Source organism: Seohaeicola sp. 4SK31 (assembly GCF_028802875.1).
GTDB lineage: Bacteria > Pseudomonadota > Alphaproteobacteria > Rhodobacterales > Rhodobacteraceae > Seohaeicola.
This window is the reverse complement of sequence record NZ_JARAMP010000013.1, coordinates 22022-38067: the sequence shown is the minus strand read 5'-3', so window position 1 is coordinate 38067 and position 16046 is coordinate 22022. Positions and strand designations below refer to the sequence as shown.

Sequence of the window (16046 nt, the reverse complement as noted above, 5' to 3'; positions counted from 1 at the left end):
CATCTGCGCTTATCCATAATATGTCTATACATAATAAACCCGAGTCAAGCATGCAGACCGAGATTTTCGCCACAACCGCCCTGCTGCCCTCGGGCTGGGCGCGCAACGTCGCCCTCACCATCGACAGGTCTGGCCGGATCGCCCGCATCACGCCCGACGCCCGCGCGGGTGCCGCGCATCGCACCGGCCCCCTGATCCCGGCTCCGGCGAATCTGCATTCCCACGCCTTCCAGCGCGCCATGGCCGGTCTGACCGAGGCGCGCGGCCCCGATCCCCGCGATACGTTCTGGACATGGCGGCAGCAGATGTTCCGCTTTCTCGACCGCCTGACCCCCGATGACGTGCAGGCCATCACCGCCTTCGTGCAGATGGAGATGCAGGAGGCGGGCTTCGCTGCGGTCGGCGAATTCCACTACCTGCATCACGCACCGGGCGGCACGCCCTATGCCGATCCCGCCGAAATGTCGGCCCGCATCTGTGCCGCCGCTGCCCAGACGGGCATCGGCCTCACGCTTCTGCCCGTGCTCTATCAAGTCGGTGGACGCGACGGGCGGGCCCTCGCCTCCGGCCAGATCCGCTTCGGCCAAACCCCCGACAGCTATGCAAGACTGGTGCAGGACTGCGACCACCTCATCCGTGCCCTGCCGGACGACACACGGTTGGGCACCGCCCCCCATTCCCTGCGCGCAGTCACCGATGCAGGTTTGCAAACCGCCATCACCCTTGCAGGCGACCGCCCCATTCACATGCATCTGGCTGAGCAGGTCGCCGAGGTCGATGAACTCCTCACCCATACCGGCGCGCGCCCCGTCACCTATCTGCTGGAGCAGACAGACATCACGGATCAATGGTGCCTGATCCATTGCACCCAGATGACACCTGCGGAAACCCGCGCCCTCGCCCGCACCGGGGCCGTTGCGGGCCTGTGCCCCATCACCGAGGCCAGCCTTGGCGACGGCATCTTCGACGCGCCCCGATTTCTGGACGCCACAGGACGTTTCGGCATCGGCTCGGACAGCAATATCCGCATCAGCCTGGCCGAAGAAATGCGCAGCCTCGACTACTCCCAGCGGTTGCGCGACCGGTCCCGCGCGGCACTCGCCACCGCCGACCGCTCCACCGGGCGCCGTGTGCTGGAGGATGCGGCCACTGGCGGCGCACAGGCCCTTGCGCGCGGCACAGGGCGTATCGCGGTAGGGGAATGGGCCGATCTCGCTGGCCTCGCCCCCGGCCATATCGACCTGATCGGCAAATCGGGCGACCGGATACTTGATACCCTGATGGTGACAGGCGACAAGGGCATGATCCGCGACCTGTGGTGCGCCGGTCGGCACATGGTGCAGTCGGGCCGCCACATCCACCGCACCGCCATCACCCGCGCCTACCGCGCCACGCTCAGCCGCCTCAAGGATGTAATGTGACCGACACGCCACCTCCCCGCACATGGCAAGCGATCCGGGCCGAGGTGCTGGCCCGCATCCGACACCGGCGCTGGCCGCCCGGCACCATGATCCCGAACGAGGCGGATCTGGCGCTTGAATTCGGCTGCGCCCGCGCCACGGTCAACCGCGCCCTGCGCGATCTGGCGGAATCGGGCGTTCTGGACCGTCGCCGCAAGGCCGGCACCCGCGTGGCCGAGGCTCCGGTGCGCCGCGCCGTGCTCTCGATCCCCCTGATCCGGGACGAGGTCGCGGCCTTGGGTCAACCCTATGGCTATGCCCTGCTTTCGCGCGCACTTGAATCACCGCCTGCCCCGGTGCACGCCTCCCTTGCCCTGCCCCCGGATACCGACGCGCTGCATATCCGCGCGCTGCATCTGGCAGGCGGCACCCCCTTCGCGCTGGAGGATCGCTGGATCAACCCCGCCGCCGCCCCCGGCGCGCTCGAAGCGGATATGACCACCCTGTCCGCCAATGAATGGCTGGTGCGCCATGCCCCTTTCACCGAAGGTCGCCTCAGTTTTTCGGCCATTGCCGCCGATGCCGCCACAGCCGCCCAACTGGGCTGCGCGCCCGGAACCGCGCTCTTCAGGCTGGACCGCAGCACGCTGGACGGCACTCGCCCGGTCACGGTGGCCCAGATCAGCTACCGCCCCGGCTATCGCCTCGACATGGTGATCTGAGGCGCGCCGCCGCTGCTTCTTCTTGCTTCAAATATCCAATCCTGCCGCCCGATCAGGGTGTCTCGCCCGCATCCAATGACGCCAACTCTCCTAACGTCACCGGCTTGTAAGGCGGCCGGACACGATAGGCCCCCACCGCCTCGGGCGTCATCCCATGGGCCTGCGCCAGCAAGGCCGTCACGCTCAGCCCGCAAAAGCGCCCCTGACAGGGCCCCATGCCGACCCGGCCGAACGCCTTGGTCTGGTTCGGCCCCATGCAACCCAGCTTCGCCCAGCCGCGCACCTGACCTGCCGTCACCTCCTCGCAGCGGCAGATGATCGTGGTGTCGGCAGGGGACAGAACCTGTGGCGCAGGCGGATAGGCCACCTCCAGAAACGGACGTAACGCCCGCTCCGCCGCCAGCCGCGCCGCAGGTCCCCGCGCCCGCGCCTCCCGCGCGGCACCGTCGATCCGGCCCAGCTGATGTGCCACCTGCAAGCCCGCCAACCGCCCCGCCTGTTCCGCCGCCGCCGCACCTGCAATCCCCGCCCCGTCACCCGCCACGAACACACCCGGCACCGTGCTTTCGCCCCATGCATCCAGACGCGGCGTGAATGCGTGCTGTCCGGCCCGCCAGTCATGCTCCATCCGCAGCGCGCGACTGATCTGGGTATTGGGCACCACCCCTTGATGCAGCAGCACCGTATCACAGGCGATGCGCTGCACCTGTCCGCCGACAGTGAACCGCAGCGCCGCCGCATGCGCATCGCCCTCGACCACCAGATCACCTGCGCCAGTGATCCGGCGCACGCCTGCGCGGCGCAACTGCGCCAGCAGAGCTACACCCTTGGCCAGCGTCCGCCACCCCCGCAGCCCGCGCGCCAGATGCGGCAGCGCCCGCCACATGTCGCCTGCTCCCTGTGTCTCGACCAAGGCCAGCGGCGGCTGACCCGCCCGCACCATCTGCACCGCCAGCAGATAAAGCAGCGGCCCCGACCCTGCGAGGACCGCGCGCTGCGCCACAACACCCGAGGCTTTGAGCAGGATCTGCCCCGCACCCGCGGTCATCACGCCGGGCAGGGTCCAGCCGGGGATCGGCACTGGCCGTTCCAGCGCGCCCGTGGCCAGAACCAGACGCGCCGCCCGAACCTGCGCCGCGCGCCCATCTTGGGAATAGGTGACGGTGATACCCTCCGCATCCGGCGCGATGTTCCAGACCACGGCCCTGCACAGAGGGCTGACACCCAAGGCCGACATGGCCTCGACCAGACTGGCTCCGTGCAGATAATCTTTGCCCAGCACGTCCCCGCGCCCGGCCCCGGCCCCAGTCACGGCGCGGTAGATCTGCCCGCCCGGGGCAGCCTGCTCATCCAGCATGGCCACCGACAGCCCGGCGCCTGCCGCCTCAACCGCCGCCGCCATCCCCGCAGGCCCCGCGCCAATCACGATCAGATCAACCGCCCTCATGCCCCGCCCTTTCCCAAGGGCCGGGTCAAGACCATCCCGTCCGAGACCTGCATCATGCAGGCTTGCCGCGTCACGCCCTCCACCCCGATCAGACAATCGAAACAGGCCCCCATCATGCAGAACGGCCCGCGTGACGCGCCGGAGACGGGGGTCATGCGGAAGGTGGTGATTCCGGCCCCCAGCAAGGCGGCAGCCAGATTGGCCCCCGCGGGCAAGTGCAACACCTGCCCGTCCAAGGTCACGCGCACGCGTGGTGCATCAGGGGAAAGGTCACGAAACAAAACGGGCCTCCCCGAACATCCCAAGATCCGGCGCATCATCCGCCCCCTCCAACCAGCGCGGCAACAACAGGGCATGGGCGGCGGCCAGCGTGATGCCGGAATGGCAGGTCACAAGGCTGACCCCCGGCAGGGTCGGGCTGTGCTGATAGATGGGCAAGCCATCCGGCGACATGATCCTGAGCGCCCCCCAACTGCGCACCATCTGCGCCTGCGCCAGTCGCGGCATAACCGCCACGGCCTCGGCGGCGATCTTCGCCACGGTGGGGATCGTCACGCGGTCATCCAACCCCACCTCCTCGGCACTTGCCCCGATCTGAACACCGCCCTCATCGACCTGCCTGATCGTGGCCGAGGGGCGGTGCATCAGCGGCGGCAGCTTTTCCGTCACCAGCACCTGCCCCCGCTGGGGCCGGACAGGGGCCAGAAAACCCAGCCGGGGACCGAGGTCCATCGCACCCAGACCCGCACACATCACCACACGCCCCGCCGTGACCACCAATCCAGACGCACATCTGACCCGCAGCCCCTCCGCCACGCCGTCCACATCCGCGACAGACTGACCCGTCAGAACCTGCCCGCCCCGCCGCCGCACATCCATGGCCAGCGACCGCAGCAGGCGCAGCGGGTTCACATGCCCATCCTGATGATGCAGGATCGCGCCGGCCACGCGCGGGCCAACCTCTGGCTCCTCCCGCCGCAGGGCGTTGTTCCCCAAGACCTCGAACGGATACTCCCCGCCCAAAGCCTCGCGCAGCGCCGCATATTGCGCCACCCGCGCCTCCAGCGCCGCCTCGTCCAGATAAAAGTCGTATCCGCCATCCTGCCGCAGCGACAGATCGGCCCCCGTCCCGTCCGACAGTTCCGCCGCAAACCCCTGCCACAGCGCCGCTGACCCTTGGGTCCAGCGCGCATAGGCAGGTTGCTTCAATCCCTTGGACTGCACCCAGATCAGCCCGAAATTCCCCCGGCTGGCGCGAAAACTGCCATCGTCCCCATCCAGCACGATCACAGTCCGGCCAATCCGCAGCAGCCCCCAAGCCACAGACAGCCCGACAATCCCACCCCCGATGATCGCGTAATCCGCCTGCACCTGCGCCCGCCCTTCCTCCCGCGTTGCAGCAGTCTTGGCAGGCCAGTCCCGCATTGTCACGCCCCAGCACTCTTCTGTAGCCCGACCATCATAATGCCAGCTTTGCGGGATGGAGAGGTCACTCCAACAGAGCGGCTTTGCGATAGTAGGTGTAGGGTGTGTGCTTGCACGCACCACGCCCCGCATCAACAAACGGTGCGTGCGGGCACGCACCCTACACCTTCGCATCACGCCACAGGCCAGATCGTTTACGACCTGACCCAATTTCACCGACCCCACCAACAGAAAAAAGGCGCCCCAAAGGGACGCCCTTTCAGATCACGCCGCAGATCGGATTACAGCTGACCCATGACCTCGTCGCTGGCCTCGAAATTGGTGGTGACGCGCTGCACATCGTCGTCATCTTCCAGCGCATCGACCAGCTTCATCAGCTTGGTCATGCTTTCAAGGTCCATCTCGGTCGAGGTTGTGGGCTTCCAGACCAGTTTCGTGCTGTCGCTTTCTCCCAGCACATCCTCCAGCGCGGTGGCCACCTCGTTCAGGTCCACATCCGCGCACCAGATCACATGGCCATCCTCGCTGCTCTCCACATCCTCGGCCCCGGCCTCGATCGCGGCCATCAGCACGGTGTCGGCATCGCCCACCTTGGCAGGATAGGTGATCTCGCCCTTGCGGTCGAACATGAAGGCCACAGACCCCGTTTCGCCCAAGTTCCCGCCATTCTTGGTGAAGGTCGAGCGCACGTTGGACGCGGTCCGGTTGCGGTTGTCGGTCATCGCCTCGACGATGATCGCCACGCCATTGGGTCCGTAGCCCTCATAACGGATTTCCTCATAGGCCTCGCCCTCGCCGCCGATGGCCTTCTTGATGGCGCGTTCGATCACATCCTTGGGGCAGGATTGCGATTTTGCTTCCTTCACCGCCAGCCGCAGGCGGGGGTTCTTTTCCGGGTCCGGGTCGCCCATCTTGGCCGCCACGGTGATTTCCTTGGACAGCTTCGAGAAAAGCTTTGCGCGCACCGAATCCTGACGGTTCTTGCGATGCTGGATGTTTGCCCATTTTGAGTGGCCGGCCATGCGTGCCTCCGTCTGTGTCTGTATAAGCCTGTCTGGCGATCTGCGCCTCTATATGTCACCAGCCCGGCCCCTCGCAAGGCCGCTTGCAGCATCAACGACCGGCTTTCACAACGGCCAGATGAACGGGATCGTGATCGACGCGATGATCGCCATCATGATGTTCATCGGTATGCCCACCCGCATGAAATCGGTGAACCGATACCCGCCAGGCCCATAGACCAGCGTATTGGTCTGATACCCGATCGGTGTGGCGAAACTGGCCGAGGCCGCGACCATCACCGCCACCACCAGGGGGCGCGGGTCTATCCCCATCGTCTGCCCCAGACCGATGGCGATGGGCGTCACCACAACGGCCACGGCATTGTTCGACACCATCTCGGTCAGGACCGTGGTCAGCAGGTAAACGGCAAAGACCACGAAAACCGGCGGCATCAGCGCCAGATAGGGCGCCACCAGATCGACCAGCATCTGCACCGCGCCGGTGGCCTGCATCCCCGCACCAATGACCAGCATCCCGAAGATCAGCGCAAGCAGCCGACCATCCACATAAGAGAACGCCTCATCCGCATCGATGCAGCGCGTCAGCAGCACGATCCCCAGCGCAAAGAACGACAGCAACAGGATCGGCGCCACGTTCAGGCCCGCCAGCAGCACGATCCCGATCAGCGCCGCCACGGCGATAGGCGCATGTCCGCGCCGGAAGGCCCGCGCCGTGGGATGCGAGACATCGACCATGTCCATCTCGGTTGCCAGCCGCTGGATATCGGCGGGCGCCCCCTCCAGCAGCAACGTATCGCCCACGCGCACCACCAGTTCGTCCAATTGCCGTCCGATGTTCTGGTTGCGCCGATGCACCGCCAGCGGATAGACCCCGAACCGTCGCCGCAACCGCAGCGACCCCAGCGAGCGCCCCACCATCTTGCAGCCCGGCGTGATCAGCACCTCGACCGTCGATGTCTCGACCGCCGAGACCTGATCCACCCGCTTGAGGCTCTTGTTCCGTTGCAGGCTCAGCAGTTCCGCCATCTGCGTGCGCAGCACCACGCGGTCCCCCACCTCCAGCATCACCCCTTGCAGGTCGCGCCGCAGCGACTGATCGCCCCGGATCACGTCGATCAGGCGCACCCCCTCGCGTTTGAACAGCTGCACCCCCGTCACCTCGCGCCCGATCAGGTTGCTGTCGGGCGGGATCACGGCTTCGGTGAAAAACTTCATCCGGCTCTTGTCGGACAACAGCGTCGCCATGCTGTCACGCTCCGGCAACAGGCGGGGGGCCACGAAATGCAGAAAGGCCAGCCCGAAGGTCACCTGGATCAACCCCAGAGGCGTGATCTCGAAGATCGAGAAGGGTTCCATCCCCTGCGTCTGGGCCACCCCGTCCACCAGCAGGTTGGTCGATGTGCCGATCAGCGTGAGCGTACCACCAAGGATTGCCGCATAACTCAGCGGAATCAAAAGCTTGCTGGCCGAAATGCCCATGGTGCGCGCCAGTTGCACAAAGACCGGAATCATCACCACCACGATGGGCGTATTGTTCATCACCGCCGAGGCCAGCGCCACGATGGTCAACAGAATGATGATCGCCGATGCGGGCCGCGTGCGGGCCAATCTGTCTGCCAGCCCCGTAAAGGCATCCAGTGCCCCGGTCCGCACCAAGGCACCCACCACGATGAACATCAATGCGATGGTCCACGGGGCCGGGTTGGCCAGCACCGAGACCGCCTGATCATAGGGCAGAAGCCCCAGAAGAAGCATGAGGACCGCCCCACCGATGGCGACGACCTCTGCCGGATAGGTTTCCTTGATGAAAAACACGAACATGCCCAGCACCACGGCAAGGCACAGCACGGCCTGCGTCATCTGGGAGAACTCGAACAGCGCCATGTCAATCCTGTTGAAAAATCAGCGAAGGTCACCTTGGCCCAAGCCCGGAACAGGGGCAAGCACCGCTTTGGGACGCGGCTGCACCAAGGCCATGCCAACCATCATCAGGCCCATGGCTGCCCAGATCATGGGCGCATAACGCTCGCCCAGCAGCAGCATCGCCCAGATCACACCGAAGCCGGTTACCAGATAGCTGACCTGCACGGCAAAGACAGATCCCGCCCGTCCGATCAGCCAGACAAAAGCCGTATAGACCAGCACATGCACCGTTGACGACGCGATCAGCGCCCATTCCGCCCGGCCAAAGGGCGCGAAGGGGCTGATCCAGTGACCAGAGGCCAGCATCAACGGCAGCGCCATCAACGCCCCCACGACCGATGCCCCCAGCAAGACCTGCACAGCGTCCAGACCAGCCGTGCCCCAGCGCGCCACGTAATTACCCTCGAAAGCATAGCACACTGAAGCGATGATCGCGACGGGCACCCAAGCCACCATCGCCACATCGGGCAGGCTGGCCTCGGGCAGCACCAGCAGCGCAACACCGATCAGGCCCAGCGCCAGCCCCGCCAGACGGCGCAGGCTGAACCGTTCCAGTCCCAGACCCAGCGCGATGGGAAAGGCGATCATCGGGATCAGCGACAACAGGATCGACAGCACGCCGGACGGCAGATGCACCGCCGCCTGATAGGATGCCGTATTGGGAAGCACCGTTCCGATTAGCGCGATCATCCCGTAAACCCGCAGCGCAGCGCGCCCCAATGGCAGACGCCGCCCCGTGGCCGCAGCGATCACCGCCATCAGCGTCGCCCCGATCACCAACTGCCAGAAGATCAATCCGAAATGCCCATGTCCGGTGCTGACCGCGATCTTTGTCAGCGGCTGGGTGATCCCCCACCCTGCACCCAGCAGCAGCAACAGCGCAAAAAGCGCCGCCGCCTCACCACGCGGGCCTGTCATGTGCCGCAGGGCAAGGCTCAGGGCCCCGCCGTCTCAAGCCGCCCGCCCTGCCGGACAGACACCACGCGCGTGGCACGGCCGGTCAAGTCATCGGTCTCGACATAGACGCCCGACAGGGTCGCCTCGCCCATCGCGGGGGTGAACCGTCCCTTGGCCATTCCGGTCACGAAACGGCGCATCGGTTCGTCCTTCTCCATCCCGATGACGGAATTGTAATCCCCGCACATCCCCGCATCCGACTGATAGGCGGTCGCCCCGCCCAGAATCATCGCATCGGCCGTCGGCACATGGGTATGGGTGCCCACGACAAGACTGGCGCGGCCCGCGCAGAAATGGCCCATGCCCATTTTCTCGCTTGTCGCCTCGCAATGGATATCCACGATACTGGCCTGCACCGACCCGCCCAGAGGATGGGCCGCCAGAACCTGATCCACAGCGGAGAACGGGTCATCATAGGCGCGCTTCATGAAGACATTGCCCAGAACCTGGCACACCAGAACCTTGCGCCCCCGCGCGTCCGAAAACACCCGGTGCCCGCGCCCAGGCGCGACCTTGGCAAAGTTCAGGGGCCGCAGGATGCGCGGCTCACTCTCGATGAATTGCAGCATGTCCTTCTGGTCAAAGGCATGATCCCCCAGCGTCAGGCAATCGGCCCCCGCCGCCAGCAGCACACGCGCGTGATCCGCCGTCAGGCCCGCCCCGCTGGATGCGTTCTCGCCATTGACCACCACGAAATCCAGCTTCCACTCCGCCCGCAGACGGGGAAGGTTCTCGGATACGGCCTGCCGTCCGGCCCGGCCCATGACATCGCCAAGGAACAGAATTTTCATGACCGATGGCCTAGGGCGATTGCGGCGCTACGGCAAGAGCGAAGCTTGTCCCAAGCGCCAATAAATCGCGCTCCCGCTTCATCGTTCCCCAAATACTCAAGTCCCGCCGCCGCAGGCGATGACCTCGCGTTCGGTCACGATCAGGTCCAGCGTCTGATCCGTCGCCTCCAGCGGCAGATCCTCGGCCTCCTGCGCGGCAAAGGCAAATCCCACCGCCAGCACCGGACCACGGGTCCGCAAGCCCGCCAGCGTGCGGTCGTAGAACCCGCCGCCATAGCCCAGCCGCCCGCCCCGCCGGTCAAAAGCCACCAGCGGCACGATCAGAACAGCAGGCTCCAGCCAGTCCAGCCGCGCGGGCACCTGCGCGCCGAACGTGCCCGCGGCCATCTCGCCATCGGGCGTCCAGCGGGCAAAGCGCAACGGCAGCCCCTTGCCCTGAATGACCGGAACGCAGACCGGCCCGGTCGCGGCATGGGCACGCATGGCGGCCAGCGGGCTGATCTCGGTCCGCATCGGCATATAGCCCGACAGCACCTTTCCGGCATGCGGCGCCAGCACATCCACCAGCAGCCCCGCGTGATCCGGGCCCACAGCGTCAAACGCCACCCTCCGGCGCGCAAACGCAGCGCTGCGCGCTTCGGCCTTGATCGCGGTCAGGTCCATCATTGCCCCTTACATCAACACGGCTGACGCCAGCCCGAGGAAGGCGAAAAAGCCAACCACATCGGTCACGGTGGTAACGAACGGCCCCGAGGCCAGCGCCGGGTCGATCTTCAGCCGCTCCAGCGCCATCGGGATCACGATCCCTCCCAGCGCAGCCGCCACCTGCGTCAGCAGCATCGCCACCCCGATCACAACGGCCAGCATCGGCACCCCGAACCAGACCCCGGCCACCAGCGCCATCAACAGGCCAAAGACCGCCCCGTTCAGCGCCCCCACCGACACCTCGCGCCAGATCACCCGCGCCGCGTTCTGCGCGGTCAGGTCGCGCGTCGCAATCGCCCGCACGGCAACGGTCATGGTCTGCGTGCCTGCATTGCCGCCCATCGACGCAACGATGGGCATCAGCACCGCCAGCGCCACCATCTGGTTGATCGTCTCGGCAAAGGCGTCGATCACCAATGAGGCCAGAATGGCTGTCAACAGGTTCACGAACAGCCAGACGGCCCGGCCCTTTGCCGCCTCAAGGATGGTGTCCGACAGGCTTGAATCCTCGCTCACACCCGCCATCCTGAGGATGTCTTCCTCATGTTCCTCGTCCAGAACCGCCATCGCGTCGTCGATGGTGATGATCCCGACAAGCCGGCCGTCATCGTCCACCACCGGCGCAGAGATCAGGTGATACTGGTTGAAGGCATAGGCCACATCCCCGTCATACTGGGTGACCGGGATCAGGTGAAAAACCTCCTCGGTGATGTCCCGCAAGGCCACGTCGCGGCGTGATCGCATGATCTTGCCCAGCGTGACATTGCCCACCGGATGCAGGCGCGGATCGACCAGCACCATGTGATAGAACTGATCCGGCAGGTCCTCGGAGTTACGCAGGTAATCAATGGCTTCGCCCACGGTCCAGTGCTCGGGGGCCATCACCACCTCGCGCTGCATCAGACGACCTGCGGAATATTCCGGATAGGTCATCGCCTGCTGCACGGCCACGCGGTCGGCATCTTCCAGCGCGTCCAGAATGGCGCCCTGCTGCGGCGCGTCCAGATCTTCCAGCAGATCGACCACGTCGTCGCTGTCCAGCTCGCGCACCGCATCCGCCAGAACCTGCGGATTCAGGATCGAGATCACATCCTCGCGGATGCTCTCATCCAGTTCCGACAGGATATCCCCGTCGAATTCCAGCCCGTAAAGCTGGATCAGCGCGCGCCGGTCACTGCTGTTGATCTGTTCCAGAAGGTCGGCGATGTCAGCCGCATGCAGCGGCTCCATCAGCGCGGTCAACAAGGCGGCATCGCCCGCCTCGACCGCGTCAAGGATCGCGGTGACGGTGCGCCGATCCAGACCATAGCGCCCCTCGGACTGACTGTCTGCAGGCCGGTCGATCAGATCTTCATCATCCGCCATGTCACCCTCCTGTCCGCGTTCGGGTGTTCTTAACGGAAAGGGGGCGGCAGAAACAATGCCCGCCGGACCGGACGACCCTGCCGGCAGCGATTTACCTCTGGGATCGCGCGCCATAGACTGCGCCAGAAAGGACACTCCATGACATTACCGACGCTTCTTCTGGGCCAGACCCTCCATTTTGCCGCCGATCCCTTTGCTGCGGGGCCGGACGCGGCCCGCCATGACAGCGCGGGCGGCGTGCTGATCGAGGGGGGGCACATCAAGGCGGTCGGTCACGGGGCCGATCTGCGCGCGGCGCATCCGGAGGCGCGGGTTGTGGATCATGGCGATGCGCTGCTGATGGCCGGTTTCGTGGATGCCCATGTGCACTACCCGCAGACCGGCATCATCGCCAGCTGGGGAAAGCGGCTGATCGACTGGCTGAACAGCTACACCTTCCCCGAGGAGATGCGCTTTGGCGATCCCGCCTATGCCGCCGATGTGGCAGGTCGCTATCTGGATCTGACGCTGGCCCATGGCACGACAACCGTGTGCAGCTACGCGACGATCCATCCCGAAAGCGTGGACGCGTTCTTCGCCGCCGCTCAGGCGCGCGGGCAACGGGTGGTGGCGGGCAAGACCTGCATGGACCGCAATGCCCCTGAGGGTCTGCGCGATACGGCGCAATCGGCCTATGACGACAGCCGGGCGTTGCTGCGCAAGTGGCACGGGGTGGACCGGCTGTCCTATGCCATCACCCCGCGCTTTTCACCCACCTCCACGCCCGAACAACTGGATGCACTGGGCGCACTCTGGGCGGAACACCCTGATTGCCTGATGCAAACCCATCTAAGCGAGCAGACGGACGAGATCGCATGGGTCCGCAGCCTCTATCCGCAGGCGCGTGACTATCTGGACACCTACGAGGCGTTCGGCCTGCTGGGGGCAAACGGCCTCTATGGTCACGCCATCCATCTGGAACCGCGTGAAAAGGACCGCCTGCGCGAGGTGGGCGCGGCTCTGGTGCATTGCCCGACCTCGAACACCTTCATCGGATCGGGCCTGTTCGACATGGCAGGACTTGTCGCGGCAGGCCACCGCGTGGGGCTGGCCACGGATACAGGCGGGGGCAGCAGTTTCTCGATGCTGCGCACCATGGCCGCCGCCTATGAGGTGGGACAGCTTCGCGGTACCCCCCTACACGCCAGCCAACTGTTGTGGCTGGCCACGATCGGATCTGCCCGCGCGCTGCGGCTGGACGACAGGATCGGCAACCTCGCGCCGGGGATGGAGGCGGACATCATCGCCCTCGATCTGTCCTCGACCCCAGCAATCGCGCAGCGCAGCGCGCGGGCACAGGATATCTGGGAGGCCGTTTTCCCCACCATCATGATGGGCGATGATCGCGCCATCCGGACGACATGGGTGTCAGGGCAAAGACTGGTCTGAACCGCAGCCCCTCAGCAGGGGCTGCCCATCACCAGAACCCAGGCCCGGTCCACAGCGGCGAAACCGTAATGCGTGACCTTGCGCGACAGCGCGTTGCGGCGATGACCGGGCGAATTGTACCAGCCCTTCATCACCTGCGCCGGATCGCGAAATCCCATGGCGATGTTTTCGTTCACCGCGCGGTAGCAGAAGCCCGCCCGCTTGACCCGCTGCGCGACGTTGGACCCGTCCGAACCGCGATGCGACATGAACCCGCCGCGCGCCATGTCGCGGGCATGCGCCTCAGCCGCTGCCATCAGCAGGGCGTGGGGTTGGACAGGATGAATCCCATGGGCCGCGCGCTGCGCATTCAATGCCTGATCGACATAGCGATCGGCGCTGGCAAAGGCAGGCGTCACAGGTGTGAGCGTCAGTGCAAGAATCACCAAAAATGTGCGGATCATGATCCCTCGTTGGCAGCCGTGGATGTGAACGCTTTTTGTGCAAGCGCACTTTGGTAAAATTATGACCCGATGAACAGTGGTCTTGCCACAATTGAGCGGGAATCCACCCATCCCGGCGGATCACCCCGCCAAGCGGCGTGCAAGGCGGCGCTGATCCTCCAGCACGCGGGGAAGGTCGATGGTCGCGATCTGCCCGTCGCGGACGACGCGGCGCCCCTCGACCAGCAGGTCGCGCACGCGGGTCGGGCCTGCCAGAACCAGCGCCGCCGGGTCCCAACTCCCGGCGCTTTCCACGCCCGACACATCCCAGATGGCGATGTCAGCCCGCTTGCCCACCGCCAGCCGCCCGCAATCGGGACGGCCCAGCACATCAGCCCCGCCGCGCGTCGCGATCTCCAGCGCCTCACGCGCGCTCATCCTGTCAGCGCCCAGCGCCACGCGTTGCAACAGCATGGCCTGCCGCGCCTCCAGCATCAGGTTGCCACTGTCGTTGCTGGCCGATCCGTCGACCCCCAGCCCCACCGGCACACCCGCATCCCGCATCGCACGCACCGGGGCGATGCCCGATCCCAAACGACAATTCGAACAGGGGCAATGCGCCACTCCTGTGCGGGTGCGGGCAAACAGATCAATCTCGGCCCTGTCCAGCTTGACGCAATGCGCATGCCAGACATCCGGCCCCGTCCAACCCAGATCCTCGGCATATTGCCCCGGACGGCAACCGAACTGCGCCAGGGAATAGGCCACATCCTCGTCATTCTCGGCCAGATGGGTATGCAGCATCACCCCCTTGTCCCGCGCCAGCAGGGCCGCATCGCGCATCAGTTCACGACTGACCGAGAACGGCGAACAGGGTGCCACGCCGACCCGGCACATCGCCCCCTCGCGCGGATCGTGAAAGGCGTCGATCACGCGGATGCAGTCGTTCAGGATGGCCGCCTCCTCCTCGACCAGATCGTCGGGTGGCAGGCCGCCTGCGCTTTCCCCGATACTCATCGCCCCGCGCGTCGGATGAAACCGCAGTCCCAATTCGGCAGCGGCATGGATCGTATCCTCCAGCCGCGCCCCGTTGGGATAAAGATACAAATGATCCGACGACAGCGAACAGCCCGACAACGCCAGTTCGGCCAGCCCCGTCAGGGCGCTGACGCGCATCTCTTCGGGGCCAAAACGCGACCAGATCGGATAGAGCGTCTTGAGCCAGCCGAACAGCAAGGCATCCTGCCCGCCCGGAACCGCCCGCGTCAGGCTTTGATAAAGGTGATGATGCGTATTCACGAGGCCGGGTGTCACCACACAGCCCGCAGCCTGCAACACATCTGCCCCCGGATGCTGCGCGGCCAGACCCGTGCCGATGGCCACGATCACGCCCCCCCGGATCAGAATATCGGCCCCGCGCAACGCGGCGCGGGTATCGTCCATCGTCAGTACATGGTCGGCATTGTGGATCAGCATATCAGGCTTGGTCATGCAAGGCGCCCCCAAAGGATCAGCGCCCCCTCATGCCCAGGGCGCACACCGGAAAGGGGCCAAGAGGCGCGCGCCCAAGCAGACTAACGCCCCTGCCGCGTCGGGATCAAGCCGGAACCTGCGACAATAGTGCCAGCGCCGCCGCATGCTGCTCTGCCCCCGCCGCGGCAAGAATGCGCCCGCCATGATGCGCAGGCCCACCCTGCCAGTCAGTGACGATCCCGCCCGCCGCCTCGATCACCGCGATGGGGGCCTGCACATCGTAATTGCTCAACCCCGCCTCGATCACCAGATCGATATGCCCTGCGGCAAGCAAGGCATAGGCATAGCAATCCATGCCATAGCGCACCAGTTTCACGCGCTCTGCCACCGCGCGGAACCCTGCACCTTCGTCAGCCGAGCCCACCTCGGGAAAGGTTGTGAACAGGATGCTCTCGGACAAGGACCGGGACCCACGCACCCGCAGGTCACGCGCCCCCAGAGGACCGGTCATGCCGGTCTGGCCAAAGCCACCCCAGAACCGCTCACCGATATAAGGCTGGTCGATGATGCCAAGCACGGGACCATCCGCATCCGCCAATCCGATCAGGACACCCCAAGTAGGCGTGCCGGACATAAAGGCGCGGGTCCCATCCACCGGATCCAGAACCCAGGTCAGGCCCGAGGTGCCGGGTGTCTCACCGAATTCCTCGCCGATGATCGCATCATCAGGCCGGAGACGTGCGAGAACCCCGCGCATCGCCTCTTCTGCGGCGCGGTCGGCCTGCGTCACAGGGTCAAACCCGCCCGCATCCTTGTTATCAGCCGCCAGACCGGCCGACCGGAACCACGGCAAGACGGCCACCCGCGCTGCATCGGCCATCGCATGGGCCGTGCCCATCAACGCGGCCGACAGCGGATCGGAAGAAGAAGTAGGATGAGCCATGTTACCCCCGGCAGAAATTTCCG

General features: G+C 65.7%; 15 protein-coding genes. 3 read left to right on the top strand and 12 right to left on the bottom strand.

Features of this window, described 5'->3' with window-relative positions; translation table 11 throughout:
* The first annotated feature begins 50 nt into the window (after positions 1 to 50).
* A complete protein-coding gene (locus PVW27_RS12180; protein ID WP_274558075.1) occupies positions 51 to 1421 on the top strand; it encodes a formimidoylglutamate deiminase in 1371 nt (456 codons plus the stop codon).
* Positions 1418 to 2122 carry a UTRA domain-containing protein gene (locus PVW27_RS12175; protein ID WP_274558074.1) on the top strand — a complete coding sequence of 235 codons (705 nt, stop codon included), beginning with the start codon at positions 1418 to 1420 and terminating at the stop codon, positions 2120 to 2122. Before PVW27_RS12180 ends, PVW27_RS12175 begins: the two co-directional genes overlap by 4 nt.
* Before the next feature lie 52 nt (positions 2123 to 2174).
* Here PVW27_RS12175 and PVW27_RS12170 read toward each other — a convergent pair whose 3' ends face one another.
* The 9 genes from PVW27_RS12170 to mgtE form a co-directional block, all read right to left on the bottom strand.
* Positions 2175 to 3569, bottom strand: coding sequence for an FAD-dependent oxidoreductase (locus PVW27_RS12170; protein ID WP_274558072.1), 1395 nt, complete (start codon positions 3567 to 3569; stop codon positions 2175 to 2177).
* A complete protein-coding gene (locus tag PVW27_RS12165; protein WP_274558070.1) occupies positions 3566 to 3850 on the bottom strand; it encodes a 2Fe-2S iron-sulfur cluster-binding protein in 285 nt (94 codons plus the stop codon). The genes PVW27_RS12170 and PVW27_RS12165 overlap by 4 nt, the downstream gene beginning before the upstream one ends.
* Complete coding sequence (locus PVW27_RS12160; protein ID WP_274558069.1) at positions 3840 to 4994, bottom strand: NAD(P)/FAD-dependent oxidoreductase; 1155 nt, start codon at positions 4992 to 4994, stop codon at positions 3840 to 3842. The genes PVW27_RS12165 and PVW27_RS12160 overlap by 11 nt, the downstream gene beginning before the upstream one ends.
* Positions 4995 to 5275: 281 nt before the next feature.
* Complete coding sequence (locus PVW27_RS12155; RefSeq protein WP_274558067.1) at positions 5276 to 6016, bottom strand: YebC/PmpR family DNA-binding transcriptional regulator; 741 nt, start codon at positions 6014 to 6016, stop codon at positions 5276 to 5278.
* A 105-nt stretch (positions 6017 to 6121) separates the two neighbouring features.
* Positions 6122 to 7900 (bottom strand): SLC13 family permease, encoded by a 1779-nt coding sequence (locus PVW27_RS12150; protein WP_274558065.1) that lies wholly within the window; start codon positions 7898 to 7900, stop codon positions 6122 to 6124.
* 18 nt (positions 7901 to 7918) lie between these two features.
* Complete coding sequence (locus PVW27_RS12145) at positions 7919 to 8857, bottom strand: DMT family transporter (protein WP_274558064.1); 939 nt, start codon at positions 8855 to 8857, stop codon at positions 7919 to 7921.
* 17 nt (positions 8858 to 8874) lie between these two features.
* On the bottom strand, positions 8875 to 9687 hold the full coding sequence (locus PVW27_RS12140; RefSeq protein WP_274558063.1) for a TIGR00282 family metallophosphoesterase: 813 nt from the start codon (positions 9685 to 9687) through the stop codon (positions 8875 to 8877).
* Between the two features lie 96 nt (positions 9688 to 9783).
* Positions 9784 to 10353 (bottom strand): 5-formyltetrahydrofolate cyclo-ligase, encoded by a 570-nt coding sequence (locus PVW27_RS12135; RefSeq protein ID WP_274558061.1) that lies wholly within the window; start codon positions 10351 to 10353, stop codon positions 9784 to 9786.
* A 6-nt stretch (positions 10354 to 10359) separates the two neighbouring features.
* The gene (gene mgtE, locus PVW27_RS12130; protein WP_274558059.1) at positions 10360 to 11757 is read right to left on the bottom strand and encodes a magnesium transporter; all 1398 of its coding nucleotides are present in this window, start codon (positions 11755 to 11757) and stop codon (positions 10360 to 10362) included.
* Between the two features lie 138 nt (positions 11758 to 11895).
* Between mgtE and guaD the strand changes: the two genes are divergently transcribed.
* Positions 11896 to 13185 (top strand): guanine deaminase, encoded by a 1290-nt coding sequence (guaD, locus tag PVW27_RS12125; RefSeq protein ID WP_274558057.1) that lies wholly within the window; start codon positions 11896 to 11898, stop codon positions 13183 to 13185.
* 11 nt (positions 13186 to 13196) lie between these two features.
* On the opposite strand, the gene PVW27_RS12120 is transcribed toward guaD, so the two are convergent.
* The 3 genes from PVW27_RS12120 to PVW27_RS12110 form a co-directional block, all read right to left on the bottom strand.
* Positions 13197 to 13628: a CAP domain-containing protein gene (locus PVW27_RS12120; protein WP_274558055.1), complete on the bottom strand. Its 432-nt coding sequence runs from the start codon at positions 13626 to 13628 to the stop codon at positions 13197 to 13199.
* 120 nt (positions 13629 to 13748) lie between these two features.
* Positions 13749 to 15098 (bottom strand): 8-oxoguanine deaminase, encoded by a 1350-nt coding sequence (locus PVW27_RS12115; RefSeq protein WP_274558053.1) that lies wholly within the window; start codon positions 15096 to 15098, stop codon positions 13749 to 13751.
* A gap of 106 nt (positions 15099 to 15204) precedes the next feature.
* Positions 15205 to 16023, bottom strand: coding sequence for an inositol monophosphatase family protein (locus tag PVW27_RS12110; protein ID WP_274558052.1), 819 nt, complete (start codon positions 16021 to 16023; stop codon positions 15205 to 15207).
* Positions 16024 to 16046 lie beyond the last annotated feature (23 nt).

What these genes read in the sequence shown, in the direction of transcription:
- PVW27_RS12180 (WP_274558075.1), top strand. Translation starts at nt 51, where the DNA reads ATGCAGACCGAGATTTTCGCCACAACCGCCCTGCTGCCCTCGGGCTGG.
- PVW27_RS12170 (WP_274558072.1), bottom strand. Translation starts at nt 3,569, where the DNA reads ATGAGGGCGGTTGATCTGATCGTGATTGGCGCGGGGCCTGCGGGGATG.
- PVW27_RS12160 (WP_274558069.1), bottom strand. Translation starts at nt 4,994, where the DNA reads ATGCGGGACTGGCCTGCCAAGACTGCTGCAACGCGGGAGGAAGGGCGG.
- PVW27_RS12155 (WP_274558067.1), bottom strand. Translation starts at nt 6,016, where the DNA reads ATGGCCGGCCACTCAAAATGGGCAAACATCCAGCATCGCAAGAACCGT.
- PVW27_RS12150 (WP_274558065.1), bottom strand. Translation starts at nt 7,900, where the DNA reads ATGGCGCTGTTCGAGTTCTCCCAGATGACGCAGGCCGTGCTGTGCCTT.
- PVW27_RS12145 (WP_274558064.1), bottom strand. Translation starts at nt 8,857, where the DNA reads ATGACAGGCCCGCGTGGTGAGGCGGCGGCGCTTTTTGCGCTGTTGCTG.
- PVW27_RS12140 (WP_274558063.1), bottom strand. Translation starts at nt 9,687, where the DNA reads ATGAAAATTCTGTTCCTTGGCGATGTCATGGGCCGGGCCGGACGGCAG.
- PVW27_RS12135 (WP_274558061.1), bottom strand. Translation starts at nt 10,353, where the DNA reads ATGATGGACCTGACCGCGATCAAGGCCGAAGCGCGCAGCGCTGCGTTT.
- mgtE (WP_274558059.1), bottom strand. Translation starts at nt 11,757, where the DNA reads ATGGCGGATGATGAAGATCTGATCGACCGGCCTGCAGACAGTCAGTCC.
- guaD (WP_274558057.1), top strand. Translation starts at nt 11,896, where the DNA reads ATGACATTACCGACGCTTCTTCTGGGCCAGACCCTCCATTTTGCCGCC.
- PVW27_RS12120 (WP_274558055.1), bottom strand. Translation starts at nt 13,628, where the DNA reads ATGATCCGCACATTTTTGGTGATTCTTGCACTGACGCTCACACCTGTG.
- PVW27_RS12115 (WP_274558053.1), bottom strand. Translation starts at nt 15,098, where the DNA reads ATGACCAAGCCTGATATGCTGATCCACAATGCCGACCATGTACTGACG.
- PVW27_RS12110 (WP_274558052.1), bottom strand. Translation starts at nt 16,023, where the DNA reads ATGGCTCATCCTACTTCTTCTTCCGATCCGCTGTCGGCCGCGTTGATG.